At 42.2% G+C, this 25254-nt stretch carries 26 protein-coding genes; 13 read left to right on the top strand and 13 right to left on the bottom strand.

What is annotated here, in order from left to right; translation table 11 throughout:
* Nucleotides 1–50: 50 nt before the first annotated feature.
* The 7 genes from EXT43_RS05195 to cyaY are packed head-to-tail and all read right to left on the bottom strand — an operon-like array spanning nt 51 to nt 8569.
* Nucleotides 51–2747: a CHASE domain-containing protein gene (locus EXT43_RS05195; RefSeq protein WP_130166520.1), complete on the bottom strand. Its 2697-nt coding sequence runs from the start codon at nt 2745–2747 to the stop codon at nt 51–53.
* Nucleotides 2748–2777: 30 nt separating this feature from the next.
* A complete protein-coding gene (locus tag EXT43_RS05190; protein ID WP_130166519.1) occupies nt 2778–3887 on the bottom strand; it encodes a heme biosynthesis HemY N-terminal domain-containing protein in 1110 nt (369 codons plus the stop codon).
* The gene (locus EXT43_RS05185; RefSeq protein ID WP_130166518.1) at nt 3884–5704 is read right to left on the bottom strand and encodes a uroporphyrinogen-III synthase; all 1821 of its coding nucleotides are present in this window, start codon (nt 5702–5704) and stop codon (nt 3884–3886) included. Before EXT43_RS05185 ends, EXT43_RS05190 begins: the two co-directional genes overlap by 4 nt.
* Before the next feature lies 1 nt (nt 5705).
* On the bottom strand, nt 5706–6644 hold the full coding sequence (gene hemC, locus EXT43_RS05180) for a hydroxymethylbilane synthase (protein ID WP_130166517.1): 939 nt from the start codon (nt 6642–6644) through the stop codon (nt 5706–5708).
* A 36-nt stretch (nt 6645–6680) separates the two neighbouring features.
* Entirely contained in the window at nt 6681–7571 is an 891-nt protein-coding gene (locus EXT43_RS05175; RefSeq protein WP_130166516.1) for a DUF2914 domain-containing protein, read from the bottom strand.
* 21 nt (nt 7572–7592) lie between these two features.
* On the bottom strand, nt 7593–8249 hold the full coding sequence (locus EXT43_RS05170; protein WP_130166515.1) for an alpha/beta fold hydrolase: 657 nt from the start codon (nt 8247–8249) through the stop codon (nt 7593–7595).
* Nucleotides 8246–8569 carry an iron donor protein CyaY gene (cyaY, locus tag EXT43_RS05165; protein WP_054554661.1) on the bottom strand — a complete coding sequence of 108 codons (324 nt, stop codon included), beginning with the start codon at nt 8567–8569 and terminating at the stop codon, nt 8246–8248. The genes EXT43_RS05170 and cyaY overlap by 4 nt, the downstream gene beginning before the upstream one ends.
* A gap of 148 nt (nt 8570–8717) precedes the next feature.
* On the opposite strand from cyaY, the gene EXT43_RS05160 reads away from it, so the two are divergent.
* From EXT43_RS05160 to EXT43_RS05125, 8 genes are all read left to right on the top strand, one after another.
* Nucleotides 8718–8897, top strand: a complete 180-nt coding sequence (locus EXT43_RS05160; RefSeq protein ID WP_130166514.1) for a lipoprotein — start codon at nt 8718–8720, stop codon at nt 8895–8897.
* The gene (gene lysA, locus EXT43_RS05155; protein WP_130166513.1) at nt 8898–10151 is read left to right on the top strand and encodes a diaminopimelate decarboxylase; all 1254 of its coding nucleotides are present in this window, start codon (nt 8898–8900) and stop codon (nt 10149–10151) included. It abuts the gene before it with no gap.
* Nucleotides 10152–10215: 64 nt separating this feature from the next.
* Nucleotides 10216–11046, top strand: coding sequence for a diaminopimelate epimerase (gene dapF, locus EXT43_RS05150; protein WP_130166512.1), 831 nt, complete (start codon nt 10216–10218; stop codon nt 11044–11046).
* Nucleotides 11043–11654: a DUF484 family protein gene (locus EXT43_RS05145; RefSeq protein ID WP_062566242.1), complete on the top strand. Its 612-nt coding sequence runs from the start codon at nt 11043–11045 to the stop codon at nt 11652–11654. The genes dapF and EXT43_RS05145 overlap by 4 nt, the downstream gene beginning before the upstream one ends.
* Nucleotides 11651–12604, top strand: coding sequence for a tyrosine recombinase XerC (locus EXT43_RS05140; RefSeq protein WP_130166511.1), 954 nt, complete (start codon nt 11651–11653; stop codon nt 12602–12604). Before EXT43_RS05145 ends, EXT43_RS05140 begins: the two co-directional genes overlap by 4 nt.
* Nucleotides 12605–12616: 12 nt before the next feature.
* Nucleotides 12617–13327: an HAD-IA family hydrolase gene (locus EXT43_RS05135; RefSeq protein ID WP_130166510.1), complete on the top strand. Its 711-nt coding sequence runs from the start codon at nt 12617–12619 to the stop codon at nt 13325–13327.
* Between the two features lie 69 nt (nt 13328–13396).
* Nucleotides 13397–14509, top strand: a complete 1113-nt coding sequence (locus tag EXT43_RS05130) for a retropepsin-like aspartic protease (protein WP_130166509.1) — start codon at nt 13397–13399, stop codon at nt 14507–14509.
* Nucleotides 14510–14518: 9 nt separating this feature from the next.
* Nucleotides 14519–14878 (top strand): HopJ type III effector protein, encoded by a 360-nt coding sequence (locus tag EXT43_RS05125; protein ID WP_130166508.1) that lies wholly within the window; start codon nt 14519–14521, stop codon nt 14876–14878.
* Nucleotides 14879–14892: 14 nt separating this feature from the next.
* Here the strand turns inward: EXT43_RS05125 and EXT43_RS05120 are convergent, their stop codons facing one another.
* Both EXT43_RS05120 and EXT43_RS05115 read right to left on the bottom strand, forming a co-directional pair.
* Nucleotides 14893–15300: a GNAT family N-acetyltransferase gene (locus EXT43_RS05120; RefSeq protein ID WP_130166507.1), complete on the bottom strand. Its 408-nt coding sequence runs from the start codon at nt 15298–15300 to the stop codon at nt 14893–14895.
* A gap of 47 nt (nt 15301–15347) precedes the next feature.
* On the bottom strand, nt 15348–15653 hold the full coding sequence (locus tag EXT43_RS05115) for a DUF6482 family protein (RefSeq protein WP_130166506.1): 306 nt from the start codon (nt 15651–15653) through the stop codon (nt 15348–15350).
* 80 nt (nt 15654–15733) lie between these two features.
* Between EXT43_RS05115 and EXT43_RS05110 the strand changes: the two genes are divergently transcribed.
* From EXT43_RS05110 to EXT43_RS05100, 3 genes are all read left to right on the top strand, one after another.
* The gene (locus EXT43_RS05110) at nt 15734–16420 is read left to right on the top strand and encodes a pseudouridine synthase (protein ID WP_130166505.1); all 687 of its coding nucleotides are present in this window, start codon (nt 15734–15736) and stop codon (nt 16418–16420) included.
* A 68-nt stretch (nt 16421–16488) separates the two neighbouring features.
* Complete coding sequence (locus EXT43_RS05105) at nt 16489–16863, top strand: BlaI/MecI/CopY family transcriptional regulator (RefSeq protein WP_054554650.1); 375 nt, start codon at nt 16489–16491, stop codon at nt 16861–16863.
* A gap of 8 nt (nt 16864–16871) precedes the next feature.
* Nucleotides 16872–18077, top strand: coding sequence for a M56 family metallopeptidase (locus tag EXT43_RS05100; RefSeq protein ID WP_063528565.1), 1206 nt, complete (start codon nt 16872–16874; stop codon nt 18075–18077).
* Nucleotides 18078–18155: 78 nt separating this feature from the next.
* On the opposite strand, the gene EXT43_RS05095 is transcribed toward EXT43_RS05100, so the two are convergent.
* Nucleotides 18156–18539 (bottom strand): MAPEG family protein, encoded by a 384-nt coding sequence (locus EXT43_RS05095; RefSeq protein WP_130166504.1) that lies wholly within the window; start codon nt 18537–18539, stop codon nt 18156–18158.
* Between the two features lie 235 nt (nt 18540–18774).
* Here EXT43_RS05095 and EXT43_RS05090 point away from each other — a divergent pair, with 235 nt between their 5' ends.
* Complete coding sequence (locus EXT43_RS05090; RefSeq protein WP_082710959.1) at nt 18775–19653, top strand: DMT family transporter; 879 nt, start codon at nt 18775–18777, stop codon at nt 19651–19653.
* 41 nt (nt 19654–19694) lie between these two features.
* Here EXT43_RS05090 and EXT43_RS05085 read toward each other — a convergent pair whose 3' ends face one another.
* Both EXT43_RS05085 and EXT43_RS05080 read right to left on the bottom strand, forming a co-directional pair.
* Entirely contained in the window at nt 19695–20012 is a 318-nt protein-coding gene (locus EXT43_RS05085) for a multidrug efflux SMR transporter (protein WP_054554646.1), read from the bottom strand.
* Entirely contained in the window at nt 20012–21544 is a 1533-nt protein-coding gene (locus EXT43_RS05080; protein WP_058585386.1) for a carbon-nitrogen hydrolase family protein, read from the bottom strand. The genes EXT43_RS05085 and EXT43_RS05080 overlap by 1 nt, the downstream gene beginning before the upstream one ends.
* 260 nt (nt 21545–21804) lie before the next feature.
* Here EXT43_RS05080 and EXT43_RS05075 point away from each other — a divergent pair, with 260 nt between their 5' ends.
* On the top strand, nt 21805–22905 hold the full coding sequence (locus EXT43_RS05075) for a GGDEF domain-containing protein (RefSeq protein WP_240701471.1): 1101 nt from the start codon (nt 21805–21807) through the stop codon (nt 22903–22905).
* On the opposite strand, the gene EXT43_RS05070 is transcribed toward EXT43_RS05075, so the two are convergent.
* Entirely contained in the window at nt 22898–25180 is a 2283-nt protein-coding gene (locus EXT43_RS05070; RefSeq protein WP_062566251.1) for a penicillin acylase family protein, read from the bottom strand. The two genes, EXT43_RS05075 and EXT43_RS05070, sit on opposite strands and share 8 nt — an antisense overlap.
* Nucleotides 25181–25254: the final 74 nt, after the last annotated feature.

Genomic DNA, 25254 nt, shown 5'->3' with positions numbered 1-25254 from the left:
ATTTCAAGTTTAGATGATTTTATTTACTTTTTAGAGGTCAAATGTCTGCTTTAATGGCTGCTAGCATTATGCAAAAAATGCCACAAAGTTTTAAAAAGCTTATCTGCATCAATTGGTTTAGTTAAATAACCATTCATACCACTGGCTAAGCCTTTCTTAAGGTCATCATCGTGGGCATTTGCCGATAAGCCAATAATAGGTAAATCGGTGATCAGTAATTCATTACGAATAACCTTACTCGCTTGTAAGCCATCCATATTCGGCATTTGAATATCCATGAGTACAAGGTCATAGCTTTTTTCACTGATCATCTTTATAGCCTCGTGGCCATCTTTAGCGATATCTGGTTGGCAGCCTTTAGTTTTTAAAATCGAACTCGCCACATGTTGATTCAATGGATTATCTTCAACCAACAGAATTGCATCATCGGCAAATGAAACAGCAGTCACATCAATATCAGCTAACTCATCATCACTATGAATCACCTCTTCAAGAGGAGACTCAAATGGCAGCGAAATTGTAAACGTTGAACCTTGCCCCTCAGTGCTACTGAGGCTTATCTCGCCTCCCATCATAACAATGAGTTTTTGACAAATACTCAAGCCTAAACCTGTGCCACCAAAGCGACGAGAGGTTGAGCTATCGGCTTGTGAGAATGGTTTAAACAGACGCTGCTGGGCCTCTTTGCTGATGCCGATGCCTGTATCAATAACACTAAAATAAGTAAATTCACCCTGCTGCCAAATACGTAATGTAATCGTGCCTTCTTGAGTGAACTTCACCGCATTGTTTAACAAATTCAACAATACTTGTTTTAAACGAATTGGGTCGGTATGGATCAGTAGGTGTTCAGAAGCATCAAGCTCAACTCTAAATTCTAAAGAGCGAGAGTTAAGCTCAAACTGCAATAAGTTAGTCAGCTCACTAACCAACGCATTCACATCTATTGGTTCTTGATGTAGCTCCAATCGCCCCGCTTCTATTTTAGAAAAATCTAAAACATCATTGATTACACGTAATAGTACATTCAGTGCACCATCGGCTTGATCAATATAACCTCGGGCTTGTTGCCAGTCAGGCTCTTGCATTGCTAAATAATGCAAACCCTTAATACCATTAATAGGCGTGCGTATTTCATGGCTCATATTCGCCAAGAACTCACTTTTAATTTGGCTAGCTTTATCGGCTTTTAACTTTTCTTCGCGAAGGCTTTGAGTTTGCTTTGCCACTTGCTGACGAATTTGAATATTAGTACCAGTTACAGAAATCAAAAAGGTGATCAATAACCAAACAAACAGCATACCGACTATTTGCGCCAACCAATAAGGCAACCATGACGACTGTGCAACTGACTCCCATAATTTTACCTGCCAAACGCGCTCACCAATAATAAAGTTGAAGCTCGCAATAGCTGTTGTACCTACACGATGTGGGCTGTAAATTTCGACAGGATTACTGCCGTCAGTAACGTCATAGAAGCTGGCATCGATATCAGTGTTCTGATTAAAATTAAGTGTTTGTGCTAACACTTCTAAATTGACCACGGCGACAACATAACCTCTAAATCCGACCTGGTGATTAATGTCTGAATAAACTGGGTTGAAGAATAAAACGCCCTTTTCGTTACCATCACCTTGCATCAGGGTAATAGGCTCACTGACGGTGACATTCTTAATTAACCGAGAGTCAGTTAACGCTTGTTTACGTAACTCGTTTGAGGCTAAATCAAAGCCTTGTGCTGGTTCGTTCCCTGCTAAAGGATGAATATATTGCACCGGAAAATAAACCGTTCGCTTACTCACCGGCTGCCACTGCCCTGCAGCATTTTTTTCTTTCACATAATAGTCAGCGCCCAGTTCATCACGCAGTAAATTTTGATAATTATTTAGTTGTGAGTGAATAACCTTAGGTGCCCACTCAAGGGCAAGAATTTCTTCGCTGTATTGTAGTTGCCTTGATGTGAAGCGCTTAAATTCGTCAAAATCAACCATGTCACTACTAGCAAAAAAAGTTGCGAGTAAGGCTAAGTGCGACTTAATTTCATCGACTTTATGTTCAAGGTTCGTGTGAATCGCACTGACTTTAGCTTGCTGGCGCTGTAAGTCTTTGTCTTTTTTTACACTGGCTGCACCATAAAAGCTGACACAAATAACCACGTAAATTAATAGCGACGGCACAATGATTTGCAGCCGTTGGCGAGTATGATGGTAACTAAATGCCGCTAAAATTAATGGCGTGAATATCAGAACCCCAATGCTATCGCCAATCCACCATGCGATAAAATTATTAAGCGCCGCATAACTCGGAATAACATTGTTAATGACCAGTAAGCCGGTGCCAATTGATGCAGCAACCAAGCTACACAAAGGGCCGCCAATCATTAAACCAAGCATACTTTGCTTTAATGACGATAATTCAATCGGGCGTTTAACGACATGAATAATAATGTAATAGGCAAGCCAAGCTTGGAATGTAGATGCAGTTGTTACGCCAATTGCCTGCAGCATCATTTGCCAGTGAAAAATATCAGTGGCTTTATCAAGGTGAATAAGGTTTACAAAGAATGCCCCTAGCAGAACCCCTGGCAAGGCACGATTTCTAAGTAGCAAGATACTGGCAAGCGCAATACCTGAAGGCGGCCATGCTGCAACCGCATAGCCATCAATCGCCAGCAATGAATTACTTAAGTACCCTGTAAGAAAGTAAGCAAGTGCAATGCTTATTGTCAGTGTAAATAAGTTCTTCAAGCCATCGCTCCTTTGCTGGCTGGAGTAAAATTATTGATAGAGTACCAATGCTTTTTCTGGTTGGGCACTCTTACTGTAGCTTAGCACCGCTTGCTGTAAATAAGCATGGCGATTATCTGCATTAAGCGCTTTATCAAACACTCGCGCGGCTAGGTCATATTCACCGTGAGCATTTGCTAAACATGCAAGGGCTAGTAATAAGTCTGTATTTTCGGTGTCTTTTTTTAATACATCCTGCAAACTTGATTGCAGCTTGAGAGCATCGCCAGCGCTACTAGTACGTAAAATACGTGCTAAGTCTTTATGCTGCAGCGGTTTTTTGATCATTTTAATTAAGCTTAGCTCAATTTTGTTTAACTTACCTGCCTTCGCCATCGCCGTTAAATAGCTTACCTCAGCATGTGGTTTCAGGTTTTTGACTAGTTGCTCATAACGCTCAGTTAAATCCCCGTTTGACTGGGCTGCAAAGTAACGGTCAAACAGTTGTTGCCATTCTTGCTCAGAAAGAGCTTTTTTGCGTAATAAACGTGGCATAAAGTCATTAAGTGCCGCCCACTTTTGCTCTTGCACTAAAACATGGGCATACATTTTAAGCTCTAAACGAGAGGCTTTTTTGCGTTCAGCTAACGCTTTAAGGTCAGCAAAGATAGTGCTGGTTTCGCCGCTAGCAATCCATAAATTAGCCACTTTTAGCTGCTTATCTTGGCTTATTTTATCAAGATAGCTAATTGCTTTTTCATTTTCATTATTCGCCAGTGCCGCTTTAGCTAGAAGCGCAAAACGTATATCGCTCCACTTTTCTGCAACACTGTTGTTATCAAGTGCAAGCTCAAGCTCCGTATAATCGCTATTAATCAAGCTCCATACACCTTGCTCAATAGCCGCTTGTTTACGCTCTTCACTGCGCGCAAAGAAACCATGGCGTGTATGGCTATATAAAGATATTACGTAACGGCAAAGCTTATAAAGTAAAAACAGTGCAGCGAATGCCAATATTAAAAGTGCAGTAACGCCCCAAATAGTCCCTTCAATGGTTGTTTTATTAAAGGCAATTAGTACATAACCCTTTTGATCTATAAAAAAAGGGGCAATCCCTAAGCAGACTGCTATTGCAATAATGATTAATAAAAAGCGGATCATTGTGCCCACTCCTTCACCTGCTCAGTACTTTGTAGTGACACTTTTGGACTAAAATCGAGCTGCTCTTTAGAAAGCTCAGCAAGACTTTTTAAGGCCGCTTTTGTTTGCGCATCATCTTGTTTAAAGTAATCTTTTACCAAACTATGAGCAGCATCAACAGCACTAAAATACACACTACTTTGTTTACTTAATATCGCATCTTGCGCTTGAGCTAAGTATAAACTTAAGCGCTGTTTTACTAGGTGACGCTCTTGCTCACTTAAAAATGGTGCGATAACCATATCTTCACGTGTGCGCACTTCTACAAAGAAGTCTTTAAACTGCTGCCAAGACTTGGCAAGGTTTTGACGCCACTCACTGACATTTTCACTTAATTGATTTGGGTCTTCTTTGACGACCTCTTCTGGGAGTGAAATAGCATTAAATACCAGTTCATCAACTTTTTGGTTAATGCCATGCAGTTTTAAATAAATTGCTTCAACAGCCACAGGTTCTATGGCATTCAAGGTTTGTAAATCTTGGTGAATTGCTTGGCGAATAGCGCCTGTACCCGGGTGTTCTGCAAGTAAGCTATCTAAGCGAGATAGCACAGCAGCAGCCCCTTGGTAATCGTGCTCTGCCCATAATTTAAATTCGGCCATACGTTGCAGGCTTGTGACTTCTTGCGGATTAAGCGTGAAAGTTTGCTGCTCGGCGCGCTTTAAAGCCGCTTGTAATTGCTGCTGTGTTTGCTCTGCACTTTCATTTAGTGCATCAGTGACCTTTTGTTCACTGTTATAAAGCGAGTGCTGCATTGTTTGTTGGGCACTTTTTAATGCATCTATTTGCTGCTGTAAGCGTAGGTTTTCATCTGTCAGCTCAGTCAATGCCACAGCCGATTGCTGATCGCTATTTAATTTTAGATAAAACTCATAGCCAACTGCACCAGCCACTAAAAGTGAAATAAGTAACGCTAAGCTACCTGTTTTGCTGATACCTCTTTTAGCTTGTGCAGGCGCTTTCGCCCCAGTATTTGCCGTTTGCGCTTTTTTCTCTGGCTTTGCAGTCACTGGCTTTGCGGGTTGTTTTGATTCTGCTTCACTCATTTTGCTACCTTGCTGATTAATGCAGGTGAACATAGCGCTGTCGCTCGCCCCTGCAGCAATATGTATCTGTGTTCTTGCGACATTTTGTTGCTTTAAATAATCAGCGATACGCTCACTGGCAACGAAAAATTGTCGCTCTTTCAACCATGCAAGCTGAGGCTCATTTAGGCCATTAAAAATGGCATCCACCGCTGCATTACTGGTAATGACTATACCTTCTACATCAATTGTTTGCCAGTGGTCCATCCACTTGCCCGGTTCGCTCTCAATTGCGCTCCGCTTGTAAACAACCAACTGATTTAATAAAGCACCACGTTGTTTTAAGGTTTTTGCTATGGTCGTGCGCCCACCTTCACCTTTCACTAAAACGATGTTACTTAGCTCAACATCTTGTAGTGTTTTTAATTCAAGCAGACCTTCTGAATCATGCTGTTTGGGTACTGCAGCACGTCGCCCAAAGGCTTCATAAACCGCATCAGCCGTTTGCTGGCCGACCGCATAAAGTTGGGCTACTTTGTTGATGGTTGGTGTGAGTTTTAACAAGGCATGCACGGCATCTTGCGAGATAAAAATGATTTTATCGGCATTTTCTAGCGGCGCGAGCTCACTACTATTTACTGTGAGGTAATCTAAGGTAAGAACTGGACACAGGGTTGTTTGATAACCCGCCTGCTGAAGCTCAAGAGCAAGCTCAGTGCCTTTTCCTTCTGGACGAGTTATCAAAATATGCATATTAAGCGTCTCTATATACTTCAGCTAAAATTTTATCAGCACCTTGCTCAAGTAGTTTTTCAGCAAGTGTAATACCTAACTGCTCTGCGTCAGCCACAGGGCCTGTCACTTCATCACGCAGCATTTGGCTGCCATCAATAGCGCCCACTAAACCACGTAAATGCACTTGCTCACCATCGACCAATGCAAATGCACCAATTGGCACTTGGCAACCACCTTCTAAACGGCGATTCATAGCACGCTCGGCATTAACACGAATACGTGTTTCATTATGTTCGAGTGGCGCTAACAGTGCTTTTGTTACTTCATCATCAATACGGCACTCAATACCTACAGCACCTTGACCATTTGCAGGTAATGATACTTCAGGTTCGATAAAGGCAGTGATGCGCTCTGGCATTTCTAAACGGATGAGACCCGCTGCAGCTAGAATGATTGCATCATATTGGCCATCATCTAGTTTTGCTAAACGTGTATTAACATTACCGCGTAAATCACGAATGTCTAAATCTGGGCGCGCTTCGCGAATTTGGCATTGGCGGCGTAGGCTTGATGTACCAACAATAGCACCTTGTGGTAACTCTTCTAAGCTTTTGTAGTTGTTAGATACAAACGCATCGCGTGGGTCTTCACGTTCACAAATAGTGTGTAATGCTAGGCCTTCAGGAAACTCAACAGGCACATCTTTCATTGAATGCACCGCAATATCTGCACGGCCATCTAGCATGGCTTGCTCAAGCTCTTTAACGAATAAGCCTTTACCACCAATCTTTGCCAGTGGCGTATCAAGGATAATATCGCCTTGCGTCGACATAGGAACCAACTCTACCGTTACGTCGTCATGGAAGTGCTCTAGTTGAGCTTTTACAAATTCAGCCTGCCATAAAGCAAGTGCACTTTTACGGGTAGCGATACGAACTAGTTTTGTTGTCTGTGTCATGAAAAATCCAATTAATTATCAGGCTGATACTAAATATTACTCAGCTAAAATTCTAAATTCTTTTTGGGCCAGTAAGTTGCCATCTGCGTCAATAACTTCAACACGCCAATCACCCAGTTGCTCTGGCATAATGTTTTTCGTTGAATAAGTACGAAAACGTGGACTACTTACCGCCAATTCAATCGAAGCAAGCTGTTGATCTTGGTAATACCATTGGTGACGAACAGTTTGCCCTTGCATATTTCTAAGCTCGCTAAAAAAGCTCAGGCTATTGCTTATTTGCGCTAATTTTACATCGTTTTTTAAAACGTTTACTGGTTCTCGATCAACAACATCGGTTGTTAATACCGCGCGGCTTACTTTGTCTGTGTCTATTTTAGCGCCAATTGCGACACTGGCAATATGCGCTGACTGCGAAAACTGCTGCTGAGCATCAGGGGCTGCAGCAATCTCTACTTGCTGTTCGGTTTGTGGTGCTTCTTCACCATCAAGGGTGACAGCTGGGGTTTCAGGTTGTTGCGCGTCAACAACCTGTTCACTGTCGATCTCAACCTCTACTGTCGTAACCTCAGGTTCAACAATGTTTGAGCTCACAACCTCTGCTTTAGCCGTTTCTGTGCTATCAGCCTGCGGTGTTTGCTCATTAATTGACAAAGCATCGACTTCTTTTGGCTCTTCTTGCTCAGCGTCATTTAAAGGAGCTTGTAATTCAGCATTTGTAAACTCTGCTTGCGGTTCATCTTGCGGTGATTGTTCAGCATTTACAGCACCAGTTAAGCTATACACTAAAATAGCCAATGCTACTAAGATAACACTGCTAACCATAAAAATGCGTCGCCAATGCCATTGATAAGTCACTGCTGTAGGAGTTGAACCTGCCGATTCAACGGCATTCATATTTGCTGTAATTACAAGTTTCTTTGTCATGTTGGCCTCTAAAACCAAAAATTAACTCAAGCGAGCAATTAACCACTCACGAATAGCCATTAACTCTTCACCACAAACTTGGTGCGCCATCGGATAGTCTTGCCAGCTTACTTCCATGTTGTTAGCGCTAAGCACGTCAAATGCTTGTCTGCCTGCGCTATGCGGTACCACATCGTCAAATCGACCATGTGCCATAAAAATATTTAACCCCTGCTGCTTGGCTTCATCGGCTAATTTTGCAGGCACACACATGTAGGTTGAAAGTGCCATTACACCCGCTAATTTATAATCTAGACGTGGCGCTAAGTGCAGCGATACCACACCCCCTTGCGAAAAACCGGCAAGAATAATTTTGTTAGGAGCGATACCTTTTGCAATTTCTTGGTCAATAATTGCAGCCACTTTTGCAGCAGATTCACGCACTCCTTGCTCATCAGCACGCTTATCTAAATCCATCGATTTAATATCGTACCAAGAACGCATTGCCATACCACCATTTATGGTGACCGGCTGCACTGGCGCATTTGGAAACACAAAACGTACGCCAAGCTCTTTTGGTAAAGCAAGTTGCGGTGCAACGGGCGCAAAACCATCACCAGAATCACCCAAACCATGTAGCCAGATAACCGTTGCTTTGTGGTCGCCTTGCGCTGGGTACTCAACAAACTCTAAACTCATAGTTCAGAACGCCATTCAATTGTTTGACCTGCTTGGCGAGTTGCCGCATCACACATAAATTGCCAAAACTCTGCACCTGAGCGGTTATCAATCCACTTATCGTCGCGTAGTTCAAAATGGTGACCATTAAATTTAGTCGCTACCCAAACTTGGTGTAATGGTGCTTGCTTGTTGATCACAATTTTACTGCGATCAGGAAAGATGATTTCTAAAATACCTGACGCTGATTCATAGTCTAAATCGGCATCACATTCATCGATTTGCTCTTCAATAGTTAGCATTAATGCATCGGCTAGTGTGTGGTATTCATGATCAGTCATTTTAGTGTCCTTTAACTGGCTTTAAGCCTAGATCTGGGGGCAGATTGTGTACATCAAGTGTAACAGGAATAAATTCATCCGCGAATAGCTGCATTTTTTAAATATTCTGTTACTCTGCGATTATAAAGCCAGCAACCGTATTAATCTAATGAAAGAGACTCATAGCCAAAAATTAAAAACCATTTTACCTCTAAGCGTCCTTCTACTAACCCTAGCAGGTTGCGGACAAAGTGGTGCTCTTTATCTGCCAGATGATACTAAGCCGCCTGCAAAGTCTCAGCCACAAGCTGATCCATCCGAACAACCAGAGCAAAAACAGGACCAATAGATGGACTTTTTTAACTACAATAATAATCAGCTGTTCGCTGAAGACATCGCTGTCAAAGAGCTTGCCGAACAATATGGTACGCCTTGTTATATCTATTCTCGCAAAACCTTTGAACGTCATTATTTAGCATTTGCAGACGCTGCTAAGTCACATAAAAGCTTGGTGTGCTATGCCGTAAAAGCCAACTCAAATATTGCCGTGCTGAATATTTTAGCGCGACTTGGTTCAGGTTTTGACATCGTTTCAAAAGGTGAGCTTGCGCGCGTTATCCAAGCAGGCGGAGACGCAAGTAAGGTTGTGTTTTCTGGCGTTGCAAAAACCGCTGACGAAATTGCCTATGCACTTGAATTGGGGATCAAGTGTTTTAACGTTGAGTCAGTGGCTGAGCTTGAGCGTATTTCAAAAGTGGCAACGGATCTTAACTTAGTGGCACCGATTTCGATTCGCGTAAACCCAGATATAGATGCAAAAACGCACCCTTATATCTCAACCGGTTTAAAAGAGAATAAGTTTGGTATTGATATTCAAACTGCGGTGACGGTGTATCAACATGCCGCATCTCTACCCGGTTTAAAAATTACCGGTGTAGATTGCCACATTGGTTCGCAGCTAACAGAAATTAAACCTTTCTTAGCAGCCCTTGAAAAAGTACTGACTCTTATCGAAGAGTTAAAAGCGGTTGGCATCAAGCTAACACACCTAGATATCGGTGGTGGTCTTGGCGTGCCTTATAATGGCGAAACACCTCCTCACCCGAGTGAGTATGTTGATAAAATTACCGCTCGATTAGCAGACTACCAAGATTTAGAACTTATTTTTGAACCTGGCCGTGCGATTGCTGCCAATGCAGGCATTTTAGTTACTAAAGTTGAGTTTATTAAACAAAACCAAGATAAGTTCTTTGCTATTGTTGATGCAGGCATGAACGATATGTTGCGTCCATCGCTGTATCAAGCTTGGCAAAGTATTGTGCCAGTTGAACCTCGCGCAGATGATACGCCTACTCACAACTACGATATTGTCGGCCCAGTTTGTGAAACCGGTGACTTTTTAGGTAAAGACCGTGAGCTTGCACTTCAAGCCGGTGACCTTTTAGCGCAACGCAGCGCTGGCGCATATGGTTTCACTATGAGCTCAAACTACAACTCACGCCCGCGTGTTGCAGAGATAATGGTGGATGGTCAGCAAAGCCATTTAATTCGCCAACGCGAAACCTTAGAAAGCCTTTGGCAAGGTGAGAAAATTTTACCATAAACGTTTTTATAACCGCCCTGCTCTGTGGCATGATTAGCTCAGAGCAAACCCGAATTAGAGCGTTATGTTAGTTAATTTTTCAAAAATGCACGGCCTAGGTAATGACTTTGTCGTTATTGATAACATTACTCAAAATGTTTTTTTATCACGTGATCAAATAAAGAAGCTGGCAGATCGCCATTTCGGCATTGGCTTCGATCAACTGCTTATGGTTGAAGCCCCTTACTCTCCTGATCTCGATTTTCATTATCGTATTTTCAATGCCGATGGTAACGAAGTTGAACAGTGCGGCAACGGTGCGCGTTGTTTCGCTCGCTTTGTACGTATGAAAGGCCTGACCAATAAGCATAAAATCTCGGTTTCAACAAAATCTGGTAACCTCACGCTTTATATAGAGAAAGATGGTCAAGTAACGGTAAATATGGGCCACCCCAATTTTGAACCGAACAAAATCCCATTAAAAGCCAGCAAGCGTGAGCTGACCTATATTCTTCGTACGGAAGAACATACGGTATTTAGTGGCGCAGTGTCGATGGGTAACCCGCATTGCGTGTTAGAAGTTGATGACATTCATAGCGCAGAAGTCACCACCTTAGGCCCACTCCTTGAAAATCATGAACGCTTTCCACAACGCGCAAATGTTGGTTTTATGCAGGTAATTTCGCAAGATCACATTAAACTAAGAGTGTGGGAACGTGGCGTTAGTGAAACCTTGGCCTGTGGTACAGGTGCCTGTGCTGCGGTCGTGGTTGGTCAAATTCAGAATAAACTTGCTACTACCGTACAAGTTGACTTACCCGGCGGCAGTTTACAAGTACGTTGGCAAGGCGAAGGCCACCCTGTACGAATGACAGGCCCTGCTGAGCATGTTTTTGATGGACAAGTGGCACTATGAGCAAACTAACAGAACAACAAATTGCTGAATATTTAAAAGCACACCCTGATTTTTTTATTAAAAACCCTGATGTACTCGCTGAAGTTGAACTACAACAGCAAACGGCGGGAGCAACGTCTTTGGTGCATATTCAACAGCGCCAATTACGTGAACACAATACGTTATTAAAAAATAAGATTGAGCAGCTCGTTGAACAAGCAAAAGAAAACGAGTTAATTTACCGCTTATTTAGCGACTGTCATCGTCAGTTATGGACTAACTACGACTTTACGACACTGGCTAGCAACTTGCGCAATATTATCTGCACGAACCCATCCATTAACGAATGCCACTTAGTTAAGTACGATACAAAGTTTGATGAATTAATTGCCCACCGCCTGCAAAACGACGGTATTTACTTGGGTCGAGTAAGTCAGCAAGAAAGAGACTTACTGTTTTCAGACACGACTCAATCGACTGCTTTATATTTAATCGGTAACACGAAACACCCTGTGGCTATTTTGGCGTTTGGTAGTGATGACGTAAATCACTTCGAACCGGCAAAAGACAGCTTTTTTGTCCTTGAGTTTGTGCGCTCATTGCAACTGCGCTTATTGGAACTTGCATGAGCGATGTGATGACGCCAGACATTAATGAATTAAGTGATGCTTGGCGTACACCCATCCAACTTTTTGCAGACTACTTACGCTACGAAAAACAATACTCAGCGCACACAGTAAACCAATACACGAGCCAGCTAGGCTTCGCGGCTTTGTACTTTAGTAAACTATGTGAAGACTGGTTTGCTGTTCAAGGTGAGCATATTCGCCGTTACAGCATGCAAATGCGCAGCAAACAATTAAGTGGTCGCACAATCAGTTTAAAACTAAGTTGTATTCGCAGTTTATATAAATTCTTAAAAGCAAAAAATATAGCCAATCAGGCACATTATCACAATCCGGCAGAGGCCATTAAAGGGCCAAAGTTTTCCAAGCCTTTACCCAGAAATTTAGACGTAGATCAAATGGCTAAGCTACTAGAACTGCCAGATGATGAGCCTTTAGCTATTCGTGACAAAGCCATGATGGAATTAATGTACTCTTCGGGTTTGCGTATCAGCGAGTTAGTTGGCGCTAACATACAAGATATAAACCCCACTGAAGGCGAAATTTTAGTCCGTGGTAAAGGTAACAAAGAACGTTTATTACCTGTAGGCAGCAAAGCGCTCAGTGCATTAAAAGCATGGCTGAAAATTCGCCCTCAGTTTGCACACCCTGATGAAATAGCCGTGTTTGTTAGCAGCCAAAAAAAGCGAATTTCCGTACGCCAAGTTCGCCTTCGCATGCAAGAATGGGGTATTAAGCAAGGGATCAGCTCGCAAGTGCACCCACATAAATTACGCCACTCGTTTGCTTCACATATCTTAGAATCATCAGGGGATTTGCGCGCCGTACAAGAACTGTTAGGACACAGTAGTTTGTCTGCAACTCAAGTTTATACGCATTTAGATTTTCAGCATTTAGCTAAAGTTTACGATAACACCCATCCACGCGCTAAAAAGCGCTCAACATCAGAGTAACCCCTTGCCATTATGATCCGATTTAACCGTGCCCTATCGCCAGTTTCTGTTTTAAGTTTTGATTTAGACGACACACTTTACAACAACCATCCGATCATAAAGTCAGCCTTGCAAGCACAAGCTGATTACCTCGAAGCGTTAGACCAATGGCCCGCCGATAGTATCAGCTACTGGTTAAAATGCCGCGATAATGCTTTAAAGCAGGATGCCACTCTAATCGATGATGTGACGCGCTGGCGACAAGCAGCATTACACTATGCCATGACCGATCTGGGTTTTTCCGCAGAGCAAGCTCAGTTGCATGCCGAAAACGCTTATCAGGCATTCGCTGATGCCCGCAGTCAAATAACCGTGACTGATGAAGTGCTTGAATTACTTGCTAACCTCAGTAAACACTACCGCCTCATCGCCATCACCAATGGTAATGTCGAAGTAGAAAAGTTTAACCTTAATGGTGTGTTTGAGTTAGTTTTACAAGCAGGCCCACACGGAAAAGCAAAGCCGCACAGCGCCTTATTTGATAGCGCAGCCAAAAAATTAGAAGTGCCTCACAAGGAAATTTTGCACATTGGCGATAGCCTAGATACTGATGTCCAAGGTGCCAATAATGCCGGATGCCAAAGCGTTTGGCTAAATAACCAAGCAACGCAATATCGTTATCAAGGATTAGCAGATATTGAAATAAGCAATATCATGGCGCTCAATCATTTGATTAAAAAGTAACGACTTTGAGAAATTTGTTTTATGCTGAGTAAGTAGGCAACGAAGATTTAAAACTGGTGGGCGAAACGGATGAATGCTTTTCTTAAATTAATATTGCTACTTTCTCTTAGTTTAAATGGTTACTTTATTTGGCAGCTTTTTAACCCTGCAAAGCCTATAGAAATAGAAACTGTCGCACCAGCGCCTAAAGTACAAAAAGGCACGGTCTTACCTGCCCACTTCCAGCAAGCAGTTGCACTATTTAGCAATCAGTTATTTGATAAAGCCGTCGCTGAGTACACTCAATTACTTGTGAATGAACCTCGCTATGCAAGGCAGCTAAAGCAAGCTTGGCAACAACAACTTGAGACATGGCTTTCCCATCAAAAATTCACTTTAAGTGAGCAATTTTTAACGGCCTTTTTAAATAGCCACCCTTACGATGTCACCATGCTTGAACTTGAAGCTAAGCGTTTAATCGCACAAGGTGATACCCAACAAGGTATTATCAATTTACTGGCTCTTAGCAACCAGTTAGACAGCAATGATAAGCAACAACTTAACAAACAAATAGACGAGCTAAGCACATCCTATATTGATGAGCTTACTGCAGCACAACAATGGCAAGCCCTACTTAATATTAGTCAACAATGGCTTGATTACGAGCCTGGCAACGCCCATTACTTATATAACCATGCATTAGCTAACTACCATTTAGAAGATTATGTCGCGAGCCAAATAACCCTAGATCAACTACCCGAAGATCATGACTATAATCATCAGGCTGAGCAATTACATCAGTTGATTCAACAAGCCCTCGCAGGTGTTGAAGTTATAGAGTTAACCGCTCGAGGTTCACATTATTTAGTAAACAGTATTATCAACGATGATATTGAAACCGAGCTGATGATCGACACGGGCGCTAGCTTTACTGTAATTAACCAAACATTATTAAACTCGCTTAACACCCCTGCCAATTACCTTGGCACCTTGCAAGTAAACACAGCTAATGGAATTGTTGAAGCACAGCGTTATCAGCTCGAATCATTTCAAGTCGGTCAACAACGTATTCGTAATTTTGAAGTGCTGATAATAGAAAATCATGCTGGCTATGGCTTATTAGGTATGAACTTTTTAGAGAATTTTAAGTTTAATATCAATCAGCAAGTGAATGAGTTAGAGTTGATAAAGAACAATTTTTAAGGACAAGCAATGACTCTTAACGAATTTCTGGCGACATTAGCAAGCTCACCACAGCAAATTGAGTTTACCGATACCATGGCGGTTATAGACAACAATTATGATTTTACCCCAAGCGGTTTTAACAATCATGGCCTGCTAAGCGAAGCAAATGAAAATAATGGCTCATGTAAAATTTTTGCCTTTGCAAAGCTTAATCAACTAAGCAAACAAAATACCCTAGATTGTTTTGGCGCGTTTTATCGTGATGACGTATTACACAATCCTGAAGGGCAAGACCATATGAACATTCGCACCTTTATGCTTGCCCCTGAAGCGACCCCTTTCTTAGGGATTACTTTTACCGAGCAAGACGTGCTTAAAGCGAAGTAAGTAAAAGCCAATAGTTAAAGGCTTTTTTCCATAAAATAACGGCAACCATCAAGTGGGTAGTTACTCATTTCGTATTTAACTTGGTAGCCGTTTTTTTCGTAAAAGGGTTTGGCTTGGAAATCGAGCGTATCAAGTTGAGCGGTGCTTGCACCAAATGCTTTAGCTTTGCTCTCTAATTCAGCTAACAACCGTGTCGCAAGCCCTTTACCACGCGTCTTATCATCACACCAAAGCCAATTAATAAGCAGCCAGTTACCAAATACTTGGCCATGGATACCAGCAACAACACTGTTTTGTTCATTAACAAATTTAAAGCCTAAAGGAATACGCTCGGCATTAAAATGCGCAGCGTTGAAAGCAACAATATGTTCTCTTAGCTGGTTGTTGAGATCAGCTGAGTCATCACTTTTTAATTGATACATAGCATACCTATAAAATGTTATGACTCAGTATACGCTTATATCGTTAATCAGTATAAGTGGTTCTTGCCATAGGGTACTTCGAGCATATTACTCGCGAGCTTTTCGGGCTGACCGCACATTTCATCATAAGCACTGGTGTGGCGTAGAACCATATCGCCATAACTTAAGTGATCAAGACGCTTTTGAATATGCAACGGGCTAATATCACGAATAAACTCACCCTGCTCATCAGTAACATAATACTCAACGTTATTGATCATCACAGACACTTGATACAGTGCCATTTCTAATGAATGAAGGATAACCTTTTGCAGTGGTTGGTGATCTGCAAGCTCTGATAACTTGATAGGCATGTGCATTCCTCTTTGGTGGTGGAACTATTTATACGTGATTTTGATATACTGTGATCAAATTAATTGTACAAAAATCACTCATGTCAGAAAAAGTACGACTTGCTAAATTTATTGCCCATGCGGGTGTTTGCTCTCGAAAGCAAGCATCGCGCTTGATAGATCAAGGTGAGGTAACAGTAAATGGCCGTGCCGCAAATCATATAGATCATGTTGATGAGCACGATGATGTGATTGTACTTGGCGAAAAAATATCAGAAAAAGCGCCACTCACCTACTTTGCTTATCACAAACCCGTTGGTATAGATTGCAAATTAAATGCTAACGACCCAACCAGTCTTATTCATAGTCTACCTAAAACCACTCGGGTTTACCCAATTGGCCGGCTCGACAAAGACTCCCGAGGTTTGTTGATTTTGACCAATGACGGTGAGTTTTGTAATCAACTGATCCACCCTGATTACCACCAACCCAAACGCTATTTAGTCACCGTAGATAAACCCCTTGATAGCGACTTCTGTAAAAAAATGGCGAGCGGTGTGCCTGTCGATAAACAAATAACCCTCCCTTGCACGGTGACTCAAGTCAACGAAACGCAGTTTTGCATCGTCTTAAAACAAGGCTTAAATCGGCAAATACGTAAAATGGCACGTTTTTGTGGCTACAAAGTCATCGACCTTTACCGCACAGATATCGCAAAATTGTCACTCACCACGCTTAATTTGCCCGAAGGACAGATAGTCAGTATCAAAAAAAGTGACATTCTCTAACAAAAAAGTTTGCATTAATTGATTACACGTGTAATCTTAAATTAAAGATTACATCTGTAGGCATAAAAATGATTGAACTTTCTAAAGCTGAATTCGAAGTATTAGATGCGGTATGGCTTGGCTACCCAGCCACGGCAAGTGAAGTAATTGCGCGTTTAAGTGACGATAAAGAATGGCACGAAAAAACCATCAAAACGCTACTAAGCCGTTTAGTTAAAAAAGGTGCACTTAGCTTCGAGAAACAAGGCCGCCAATATAACTACACTCCTTGCATCGCCCGTGAAGAATACACATTAAAAGAAAGCCAAAGCTTTATTGAACGCTTTTTTAATGGCCGTATTGCGCCACTGGTGAGTGGCTTTGCTAAATCAGAGCAACTCTCGCAACATGATATTGATGAGCTGAAAAAGGTCATTGATGATTGGGAAAAACAGCAAAAATAAGGCTTGTTATGTTAGATGCATTTTTTAATTGGTTGTTAGATCAACAACTTTTGATCTCATCTGCAATAATGTTTTTATTGCTGCTAGAGCGAAAGTTGCTAAGCCAGCTGTCGGCACGCTTGGTTTATACACTGTGGGCGCTTTTACCGATTAGTTTATTGTTAGCGAACCTACCAGAACACTTAAAACCAATTCAAAACGACTTTATCAGTAAGCTGACTATCACGCCAAACACAGCAATAATGCCGCAGTTTACGCTCACTTGGTTTGCTATTTATGGCTTTATTAGTGCCGCACTGCTGATCACTGCCGTATATTTTCATTACCGTTTTCTAGCAAAACTGCAATTAGCGCCAATTACGCTTGATCAGCACAGCAACCAAAGCATGCGCTTATACCAAAGCAATCAGGTGAGTTCACCTATGGTTGTAGGGGTTATAAACACCAAGCTAGTGCTGCCTACAAACTATCAAAGCCATTACAACAGCCATGCTTTAGCGCTTATTTTAGAACATGAATCAGTGCACATTAAACGCAAAGACAACCTAATTAATGCCATCGCTTTAAGTGCCACTATTTTGCTGTGGTTTAACCCTGTCGCTTGGCTTGGTTATGCAAGTCTGCGCCGCATTCAAGAGCTTTCATGTGATGAGCAAGTACTCAAAAATAAATCAACTGAACAACGAATTCTATACAGTAAGGCATTAGTGCACTGTGCAAGCTTTAGCAGAACAGGCTTAATGGCTTATTCACAATACGGAGATAAAAACACCATGTTACAACGTCTAAATCAAATAAAGCAGATCGACAACAGCTCATTTATTGCAAAAACAGCGTTAGTTATTTTTACAGCGGGCATGCTTAGCAGCTTTGCCATTGCAAAACAGCCGATGTCCGTTGAAAAGACAAAGGACTATCAAGCGGTTATGCGTGTAGAGCCGATATACCCAATTCAAGCTGCAGAGCAAGGTATTAGCGGTTCAGTCGTTTTGAAATACGATATTTTACCAAGCGGCGCCACCAGCAATGTTAGTGTAGTAAGTGCAGAGCCTGAAGGTGTTTTCAATCGAGAAGCGAAAAGAGCCTTAAAACAATGGCAATATGCGCCGTCTGAATCTGGCTTTAAAAACGCCTTAGTACAACTCGATTTCGCCTTAGACGAAAACTATCAAGCAAAGGATTTAATAGAGAAAATTAAAGTTAGCTCTAAGTAAAAGTAACCACTTAAGACCCTAAAGCAAGCGCCTTATTTAAGCCGCTTGCTTTGTGGTTTTTAACTCATTGGCTTGTAACTAAAGGCAAACAGCAATCATCGCCACAGCGCTTACATAGCCAACAAGCCAGACTAATGAGCGTAAAATATCCTGGTTTATGTAGTAGAAAATACAGTACAACACGCGAGCAACAACATGCACAATCGCTAGGGTCTCAGTTACCTGATAGACATTATTGCTACCTATTACGACTGCCAGCGCGACAGCAAAAATAATCAGCGATTCAAAGCTATTTTGATGTGCTGCCAACGCACGAGCACCAAAGCCGGTTAGTTTAGCTTGTTGCTCGCGTGGGTGCTTATTGTCGTAGCCTGCTAGCTTATTTTGTGCAAAAGCCACAGGTGCTTTAGCTAAATAGGGTATAAGTACTGCGATGAGTGCGCAGATAATCAGTGTGGTCATGATATTTCCTTATCTTTTAATTGTAATAGCTTACCCTAGCGCAAACAAAAAAAAGCCGCTACTTAAAACAGCAGCGGCCAGCAATAGCATCATTGTCACTATAGTCTAAAGCCGGCATAAAAGCCCTGCGGCATATTGTCACAGCTGAGTTTTTCTCAAGTTGGTCGATAAGCTAATGCTCTCATACTTTGGTTTTGTTACTCTAAGCGCCTCTCCTTATTAATTTATTTTCAATATGACTTGGATTTTCTTAACTATTTTTGCGGCATTTATGCAGTCGTGGCGCAATGCACTGCAAAGTAAACTGAGTGCAACAGTGAGCGTTGCAGGGGTAACGCTTGCTCGCTTTATTATTGCCAGCCCGATTGCTGCACTGTATTTATTTGTACTTTATCAATATCAAGACGCCGCACTCCCTGACTTTAATCTGGCTTTTATTGGTTACATTGTTGGCGCCAGTATCGTCCAAATCCTTGCCACCGGTTTGATGGTTAAACTTTTTAAAATGAATAACTTTGCAGTCGGTGCAGGCCTTGCTAAAAGTGAAGCACTGATGGCGGCCATTTTAGGCGTTATGTTCTTTGGCTCAGCGCTGTCGCTACTAGGCTGGATTGGGGTCTTTATTGGTGCAATTGCGGTATTGCTATTAAGTGGCATCGCGAATGTTAAACACTTTAATTTGGGCACCGCACTGCTTGGACTTGCTTGCGGCACTTCTTTTGCTCTCTCTTCATCATGGATCCGTGAAGCAAGTTTAAATTCAGGACTGACTTTCCCACACTCTGCCGCTTGGGTGTTGTTACTGATAATCAGCTTACAAACCCTGATGCTGTGCGTGTATATTGCATTCAAAGAACGCGATACATTTAAGAAAATGTGGCATCACAAAGGCACTACTACCGCTGTTAGTGTTTGTAGCTGTTTAGGTTCAATCGGTTGGTTTAGTGCCATGAGTTTGCAGCATGTTGCTTATGTAAAAACGCTTGGGCAGATAGAAGTATTCTTTACCATTATGGTATCGATTCTTTGGTTAAAACAACCTTTAAAGCGCCAAGACACGGCTGGGCTTGTGTTAATTGCACTGGCAGCCATTCTGGTAATGCTACCAAATTAGTCTTATCCCAAGTCATTAAAAAAGCGGCATTGCCGCTTTTTTTAATGACTAATTTTTAGCGTTATTACACCGCTAATTATCAGCAATACTCCGGCAATGCGGCCAAATGTTGCGGCATCACCATAAAATAAAATACCAACTAAGAAAGTGCCCGCGGCTCCTATGCCTGTCCATACCGCATAAGATGTTCCCATCGGAATATCCTTTTGCGCCAACCACAGCATAAAACCACTAGCGACCATAAATGCGACGGCAATTGCAATGCCTAACCAGCGACTGTCTGCCTGTTGAGACATTTTAAGGCCAACAGGCCAGCCAATTTCTAACAGACCTGCGACAATTAAATACAACCACGCCATTAGTTATCTCGCTTTTTCAAGATCACGTCATACAAATCTTCGCGGCGGTCTTTTAAGTTTCTAACAGTACCTTCACTGTGAAGGATTTTCAGTTTATCCATATCTAAATCACTGAATAACAGCATTTCGGTATTCGGTGTTGCTTCATTCAAGGTCGCATCATGTGGGAATGAGAAATCAGAAGGAGTAAGCACTGCTGATTGCGAATACTGTACGTCTAAACTCTCAACCTCAGGTAAGTTACCAACCGAGCCTGCAATCACAACATAACATTCATTTTCAATTGCACGTGCTTGCGCACAATGACGAACACGTAAGTAACTATTTTTTGTATCCGTCCAAAATGGCACGAACAAAATATCTAACCCTTGCTTAGCGAGAATACGTGACAGCTCAGGGAACTCTACATCGTAACAAATTTGAATACCGACACGACCCGCATCGGTTTCAAATACAGCAATTTTGTCACCGCCTTGGATCACCCAGTCATTTTGCTCGTGAGGGGTAATATGAATTTTGCGCTGCTCATCGATTTTACCGCTACGATGGCATAGGTAGCTGACATTATAAATCTTGTCATCTTCAGCAAGCGGCATGGAGCCTGTGATAATATTGGCATTGTATTCAACCGCCATGCGCGACATTGCATCACGGAAGGTTTCTGTGTATTCGGCCAGATAGCGAATGGCTTCCGTCTGATTGCTTTGCTCGGTGAGGCCCATTAACGGGGCATTGAAAAACTCCGGAAACAGAATAAAGTCACTCTTATAGTCAGACACCGTATCAACAAAGTATTCCACTTGCTTGAGCAGCTCTTCAACAGACTCAACACAGCGCATTTGCCACTGTACGGCACCGACACGGACAATTGATTTGGTCGACTCAAGTACTGTATCAGTCGGCTCAAACATAATGTTATTCCACTCAAGTAAAGTGGCGTAACCAACTGATTCCTGATCTTCAGGAAGGTATTTTTTAAGTAAACGTTTAACTTGGAAATCATTAGATAGCTGAAAGCTTAAAATCGGATCGTACAGCTCTTTGTGGTCTACTTTTTCGATGTACTCCATCGGAGTCATCTCTGCACTATGATTGTAATAACGCGGAATACGCCCACCCGCTAAAATGGCGCGTAAGTTATACTGACGGCACAGCTCTTTTCGTGCATCGTATAAGCGACGACCCAATCGCATACCTCGGTGAGTTGATGAAATCACCACATCTAAACCATAAAGTGCATCACCTTCAGGATCACTAAATACACGGTCATGGCCATCAACAATATCTTCGTAGGTATGTGGGTTAGAAAAGCGCGCGTAATCTACCTGAACACTCAGTGCGATGCCGACTAAGACACCATCGTCAACAATACCTATCTGCCCTTCCGGAAACTGGTCTATTAGCCTAAAAATAGTATGGCTTGGCCAAGCTCCACCAAGCCCTGGGTACGCTTGATCCATAAGGGTCTTTATTTGTGGGTACTGTTCTTTGGTTAGATTACAAATCTCTAAATGCGTTTTTTCCGCCGGCATAGCTACTCCTTTTTAGGCACGAGAGAATAATCACAGCAAACATTGCTCAGCATGTTTCTAGATTAGCTTTAACTAGAGTGGCATCAAATGCCCACTCTGCCAAGCCCCAAGCTTAACAAACATGATGTGAACAAACGCTTAGCTTCATTCATAAACATCAGTGACATGCGTTTACAAAGCAAAAGCGAGCAATTATAAACCTGCATTGCTCAACTTTTCATCTATAATTACGCTACTCTCCATGTGTATTTGAGGTTGGATTGATCAAACACTTACTAAAACAATCAAAGCAATCTGGCTTAGAAGAGATTGAACACGTTAAATTTCTGATTATTTCTAAAATCGCCTATTTCGCGTTGATTGTTCATGTCTTGCTGATCCCCGTATTTGCTCACATAGGGGCAAATACGCTTGCTTTAGTTAATATCTTGAGTGTGCTTGCTTGGGCAAGCGGCATCTTTTTAATTAAACAAGGGCTGACTTCGCTAGCACTTAGAGTATTTTGCCTTGAAGTAATTATTCATGCGGTAATTGTTTGTGCCACCCTTGGCTTAGGCGCAGGGTTCCAGTTTTACCTATGGACTGTATCTTGTATTTTAATGATCGATTATCAATTAACCTTTAAGCGTGCAGCTTTATATAGCTTAGTGATGATTGCGATATTCGCCCTGCTATATGTATTTTTTTCAGATGTTCAGTACGGCTTTGCTTACCCAGAGTTACTACCACATGTAAATGTAATCAATATTATTATTGCCGGTTTACCTATGGTCTATGGCATGGGTCTAATCAGAGAAATCACTTTGTCACAACGGGTTGAGTTAACAGAAATGGCAGCCCGCGATCCACTCACTAAGCTCTACAACCGCCGTTTTGCAAAAAAATTAATCACTGCTGCACATCAAAAGAGCATAGAGCTTGAGAGCAGTCTTTGTATTGTTATGGCTGACATCGATAAGTTTAAAAGTATTAACGACAATTATGGCCATGAAAAAGGTGATACGGTGCTCGTTAATGTTGCAAGGCTAATTCGCCAATTTATTGATGATGAAGATATAGCGGTACGCTGGGGTGGTGAAGAATTTTTAATTTTATTAACTAATACAGATGCAAAGCAGGCCTTTACAAAAATTGAAACCTTACGTTTAAGAATCGCCGAACTAGAGGCGCATCATGAATTCCCCGATCTCAATGTCACTATGAGTTTTGGGCTTATTGAATGGCAACCGCTCGCTTCAATAGAAAAAATGCTACAACACGCTGATGAAGCGCTGTATAAAAGCAAGCACGCAGGACGCAACCAAACTACCATTGCTAAAGGTCAACGCCCTGCTTTCAAAGATACTGATGCGGTTAATTAACCGCATCGATAGTGATACTGTGGGCAATCTCTTGTGGCAATAATGGCGTTAAACCATTACTAACATAATCGTTAAACCCGGCACGATAAAATTCTGACAATGGATGCCCCGATTGCCCACCCGGAATAGCCATTATCGCTTTATCTAAGTGCCCAGGTTGAACAATAAAGCGCTGTGAAGCACCAAAGCTACGTCCTTGCACCGAAGGCATAAAAGTATCACCAAACCCAGGCTCCGTAGGCATATTCAATAAGCTTTTCAGTGCAGGTATTTGCTTAGCAAATGGGTGCTCAATCACTAATTCGTTAACCTTGCCCCACTCCCAGCTATGCGGGTTGTTACCGTATTGATCGGTTAGTTTAGTGATAACGCGGTCAAAGGCTCCTATCATTTGTTGTTGCCAGTTTGCATACTCAGGGTTTAACCATGCCTGAGGCTGCGCTTCGATAAGTTGCCAAACAGCAGGTTCTAAGTCTCGTTTTACTGGTTTTAAGCTACTATCGAGAGCTTTTAGCTTATTCTCTAACGGGCTAAATAAGCCGTTAATCACTTCACTGCGGTAGCGCTTTACTAAGGTGTAGCCAATTGAGTCGCTACAAGCACACGCCTGCCAATTATTTAGCTCTTTTAAATACAGCGCGTATTTATCGCCTGCGTTGCTAAGCTGTTTGACCAGCAGTTTATGCCAAGCCGTTAAGAAACGCGCTTCGTTATCATGTTGTAAGTCATAAAAATCTTGTTCATTGAACTGTTGTTTTTCAAATAAGCGGTCGCGAATTTGTGCCGAGCGAGCCCCCATTGCATAACCACCATTACCAAAGCGCTGGTCATCCTCTGCGGAAACAACTCGTGAGTTGCCCGTCCATAAACGGCCACTTTCTGGGTTTTTAACAAATGGACGCTGGGTTTCGTTTTCGTGCCACTGTGCAGGATACGCTTGCTCAGCCACAGCTAATTGATGGGGCTCTTTACGGGCAGGCACGGCTCCCATATTCTTCCAAGCTGCATTACCTTTATCATCAACAACCATCAGATTTTGTACAGGAATACCCACCTCAGCAGCAAGCGCTAGTGCATCATCAACCGTGTTTGCTTGCTCAAGCTTAAGTAACTCCATATCAACCGCATACTCATGGTGGGCAACCCAACTTAGCGCATAAGATTTGCCGTTAATTTCTTTAACTGGGCCATACTCGCTCATGGTTAAAGCGTAATTTTCGCTGTTGCCGTCATTGAGTAAAATAGGTTCATCTATCTGCCAGGTTTTCTCTTTGCTCTCAAGGGCTATCCAATCGGCTGTATCTAAATAACCATTGGTGAATCCCCAAGCTATTTTATTATTGGTACCAACAACAATGGCAGGAGCCCCTGGTAATGACACACCGGTAATTTGCTGCATTTCACCATTGAGTGGGTAATTGAGCTGGGCACGGTACCAAATGATTGGCACAGCAAACGATAAATGCATATCGTCAGACAGCATTGCAGCACCTGTTTCAGTTAACTGCCCAGTAACCGCCCAGTTATTACTGCCAAGTTCCTTTCGGTCTGCAATGTCAGTCATAGCCCATTGAGGGTCTTTGAGATTAGGAATACTGCCGTCATAAGGTGCTAATTGGCTGTTGTCGAGTGCCGCTTGATAAAGGCTAGGCTGAGTAATAAAGTCAACCATCGCCTTACCATATAAATCTTCGATTTCGATCAGTGTTTTGTCGCGCTCAAAGGTGGCTGTTTGTAAATCTAAATACATACTAAAAATGATTAGTAAGCTGTCTTCGCTTTGCCAAGGTTTTGCTTCAGCGCCTGTGAGTAAATATTCAAAGCTATCGAAACCCACTTGCGCATGGCCTTCATTAACCCCATTCGCGTAGGCTTTTAATAGCGCTTTATCTTTAGCAGGTAACTGCTCGACAGCAATCTGACTGCGTTTACGTAACTGATGAAAGCGCATTTTTTTATCAAGCCCAACGGCAGCTTTACCAAATAACTCACTAAGCTCACCTGCAGCATTACGGCGCAGTAAATCCATTTGAAAGAATCGGTCCTGACCATGAGCAAAACCAAGCGCATAGGCTGCATCTAATCGGTTTTCGGCATGAATAACAGCCTGTCCTAAGGTATCTCGCTCAATCTTAACTGATTGCGAAATAGCGTCGCTTTTACCGCGACCATCAAGTGCCGGTAAACTTAAGTTTAATACGCCATAAACAAGCCCCGTTGCGAGTAACACCACAACGAACAAACCTATTAGTAACCATTTGATTATCTTAAACATGCCAATTATCCTTGCGCTAAAGTAACACTATATTAACCTGAGTTTTGTGAAAGAATAGTGTTGCGATACAAATA

The organism is Pseudoalteromonas sp. CO109Y (assembly GCF_004208935.1).
GTDB lineage: Bacteria > Pseudomonadota > Gammaproteobacteria > Enterobacterales > Alteromonadaceae > Pseudoalteromonas > Pseudoalteromonas shioyasakiensis.
This window is presented reverse-complemented; position numbering and strand designations above follow the sequence as displayed.

Excerpts from the sequence above, each read along its gene's own strand:
- dapF (WP_130166512.1), top strand. The coding sequence starts at position 10,216 with ATGTTAGTTAATTTTTCAAAAATGCACGGCCTAGGTAATGACTTTGTC.
- EXT43_RS05105 (WP_054554650.1), top strand. The coding sequence starts at position 16,489 with ATGATTGAACTTTCTAAAGCTGAATTCGAAGTATTAGATGCGGTATGG.
- EXT43_RS05095 (WP_130166504.1), bottom strand. The coding sequence starts at position 18,539 with ATGACCACACTGATTATCTGCGCACTCATCGCAGTACTTATACCCTAT.
- EXT43_RS05090 (WP_082710959.1), top strand. The coding sequence starts at position 18,775 with ATGACTTGGATTTTCTTAACTATTTTTGCGGCATTTATGCAGTCGTGG.
- EXT43_RS05140 (WP_130166511.1), top strand. The coding sequence starts at position 11,651 with ATGAGCGATGTGATGACGCCAGACATTAATGAATTAAGTGATGCTTGG.
- EXT43_RS05160 (WP_130166514.1), top strand. The coding sequence starts at position 8,718 with ATGAAAGAGACTCATAGCCAAAAATTAAAAACCATTTTACCTCTAAGC.
- cyaY (WP_054554661.1), bottom strand. The coding sequence starts at position 8,569 with ATGACTGATCATGAATACCACACACTAGCCGATGCATTAATGCTAACT.
- EXT43_RS05085 (WP_054554646.1), bottom strand. The coding sequence starts at position 20,012 with ATGGCGTGGTTGTATTTAATTGTCGCAGGTCTGTTAGAAATTGGCTGG.
- lysA (WP_130166513.1), top strand. The coding sequence starts at position 8,898 with ATGGACTTTTTTAACTACAATAATAATCAGCTGTTCGCTGAAGACATC.
- EXT43_RS05120 (WP_130166507.1), bottom strand. The coding sequence starts at position 15,300 with ATGTATCAATTAAAAAGTGATGACTCAGCTGATCTCAACAACCAGCTA.
- EXT43_RS05125 (WP_130166508.1), top strand. The coding sequence starts at position 14,519 with ATGACTCTTAACGAATTTCTGGCGACATTAGCAAGCTCACCACAGCAA.
- EXT43_RS05070 (WP_062566251.1), bottom strand. The coding sequence starts at position 25,180 with ATGTTTAAGATAATCAAATGGTTACTAATAGGTTTGTTCGTTGTGGTG.
- EXT43_RS05175 (WP_130166516.1), bottom strand. The coding sequence starts at position 7,571 with ATGACAAAGAAACTTGTAATTACAGCAAATATGAATGCCGTTGAATCG.
- EXT43_RS05190 (WP_130166519.1), bottom strand. The coding sequence starts at position 3,887 with ATGATCCGCTTTTTATTAATCATTATTGCAATAGCAGTCTGCTTAGGG.
- EXT43_RS05080 (WP_058585386.1), bottom strand. The coding sequence starts at position 21,544 with ATGCCGGCGGAAAAAACGCATTTAGAGATTTGTAATCTAACCAAAGAA.
- EXT43_RS05170 (WP_130166515.1), bottom strand. The coding sequence starts at position 8,249 with ATGAGTTTAGAGTTTGTTGAGTACCCAGCGCAAGGCGACCACAAAGCA.
- EXT43_RS05135 (WP_130166510.1), top strand. The coding sequence starts at position 12,617 with ATGATCCGATTTAACCGTGCCCTATCGCCAGTTTCTGTTTTAAGTTTT.
- EXT43_RS05130 (WP_130166509.1), top strand. The coding sequence starts at position 13,397 with ATGAATGCTTTTCTTAAATTAATATTGCTACTTTCTCTTAGTTTAAAT.
- EXT43_RS05100 (WP_063528565.1), top strand. The coding sequence starts at position 16,872 with ATGTTAGATGCATTTTTTAATTGGTTGTTAGATCAACAACTTTTGATC.
- EXT43_RS05110 (WP_130166505.1), top strand. The coding sequence starts at position 15,734 with ATGTCAGAAAAAGTACGACTTGCTAAATTTATTGCCCATGCGGGTGTT.
- EXT43_RS05115 (WP_130166506.1), bottom strand. The coding sequence starts at position 15,653 with ATGCCTATCAAGTTATCAGAGCTTGCAGATCACCAACCACTGCAAAAG.
- hemC (WP_130166517.1), bottom strand. The coding sequence starts at position 6,644 with ATGACACAGACAACAAAACTAGTTCGTATCGCTACCCGTAAAAGTGCA.
- EXT43_RS05145 (WP_062566242.1), top strand. The coding sequence starts at position 11,043 with ATGAGCAAACTAACAGAACAACAAATTGCTGAATATTTAAAAGCACAC.
- EXT43_RS05185 (WP_130166518.1), bottom strand. The coding sequence starts at position 5,704 with ATGCATATTTTGATAACTCGTCCAGAAGGAAAAGGCACTGAGCTTGCT.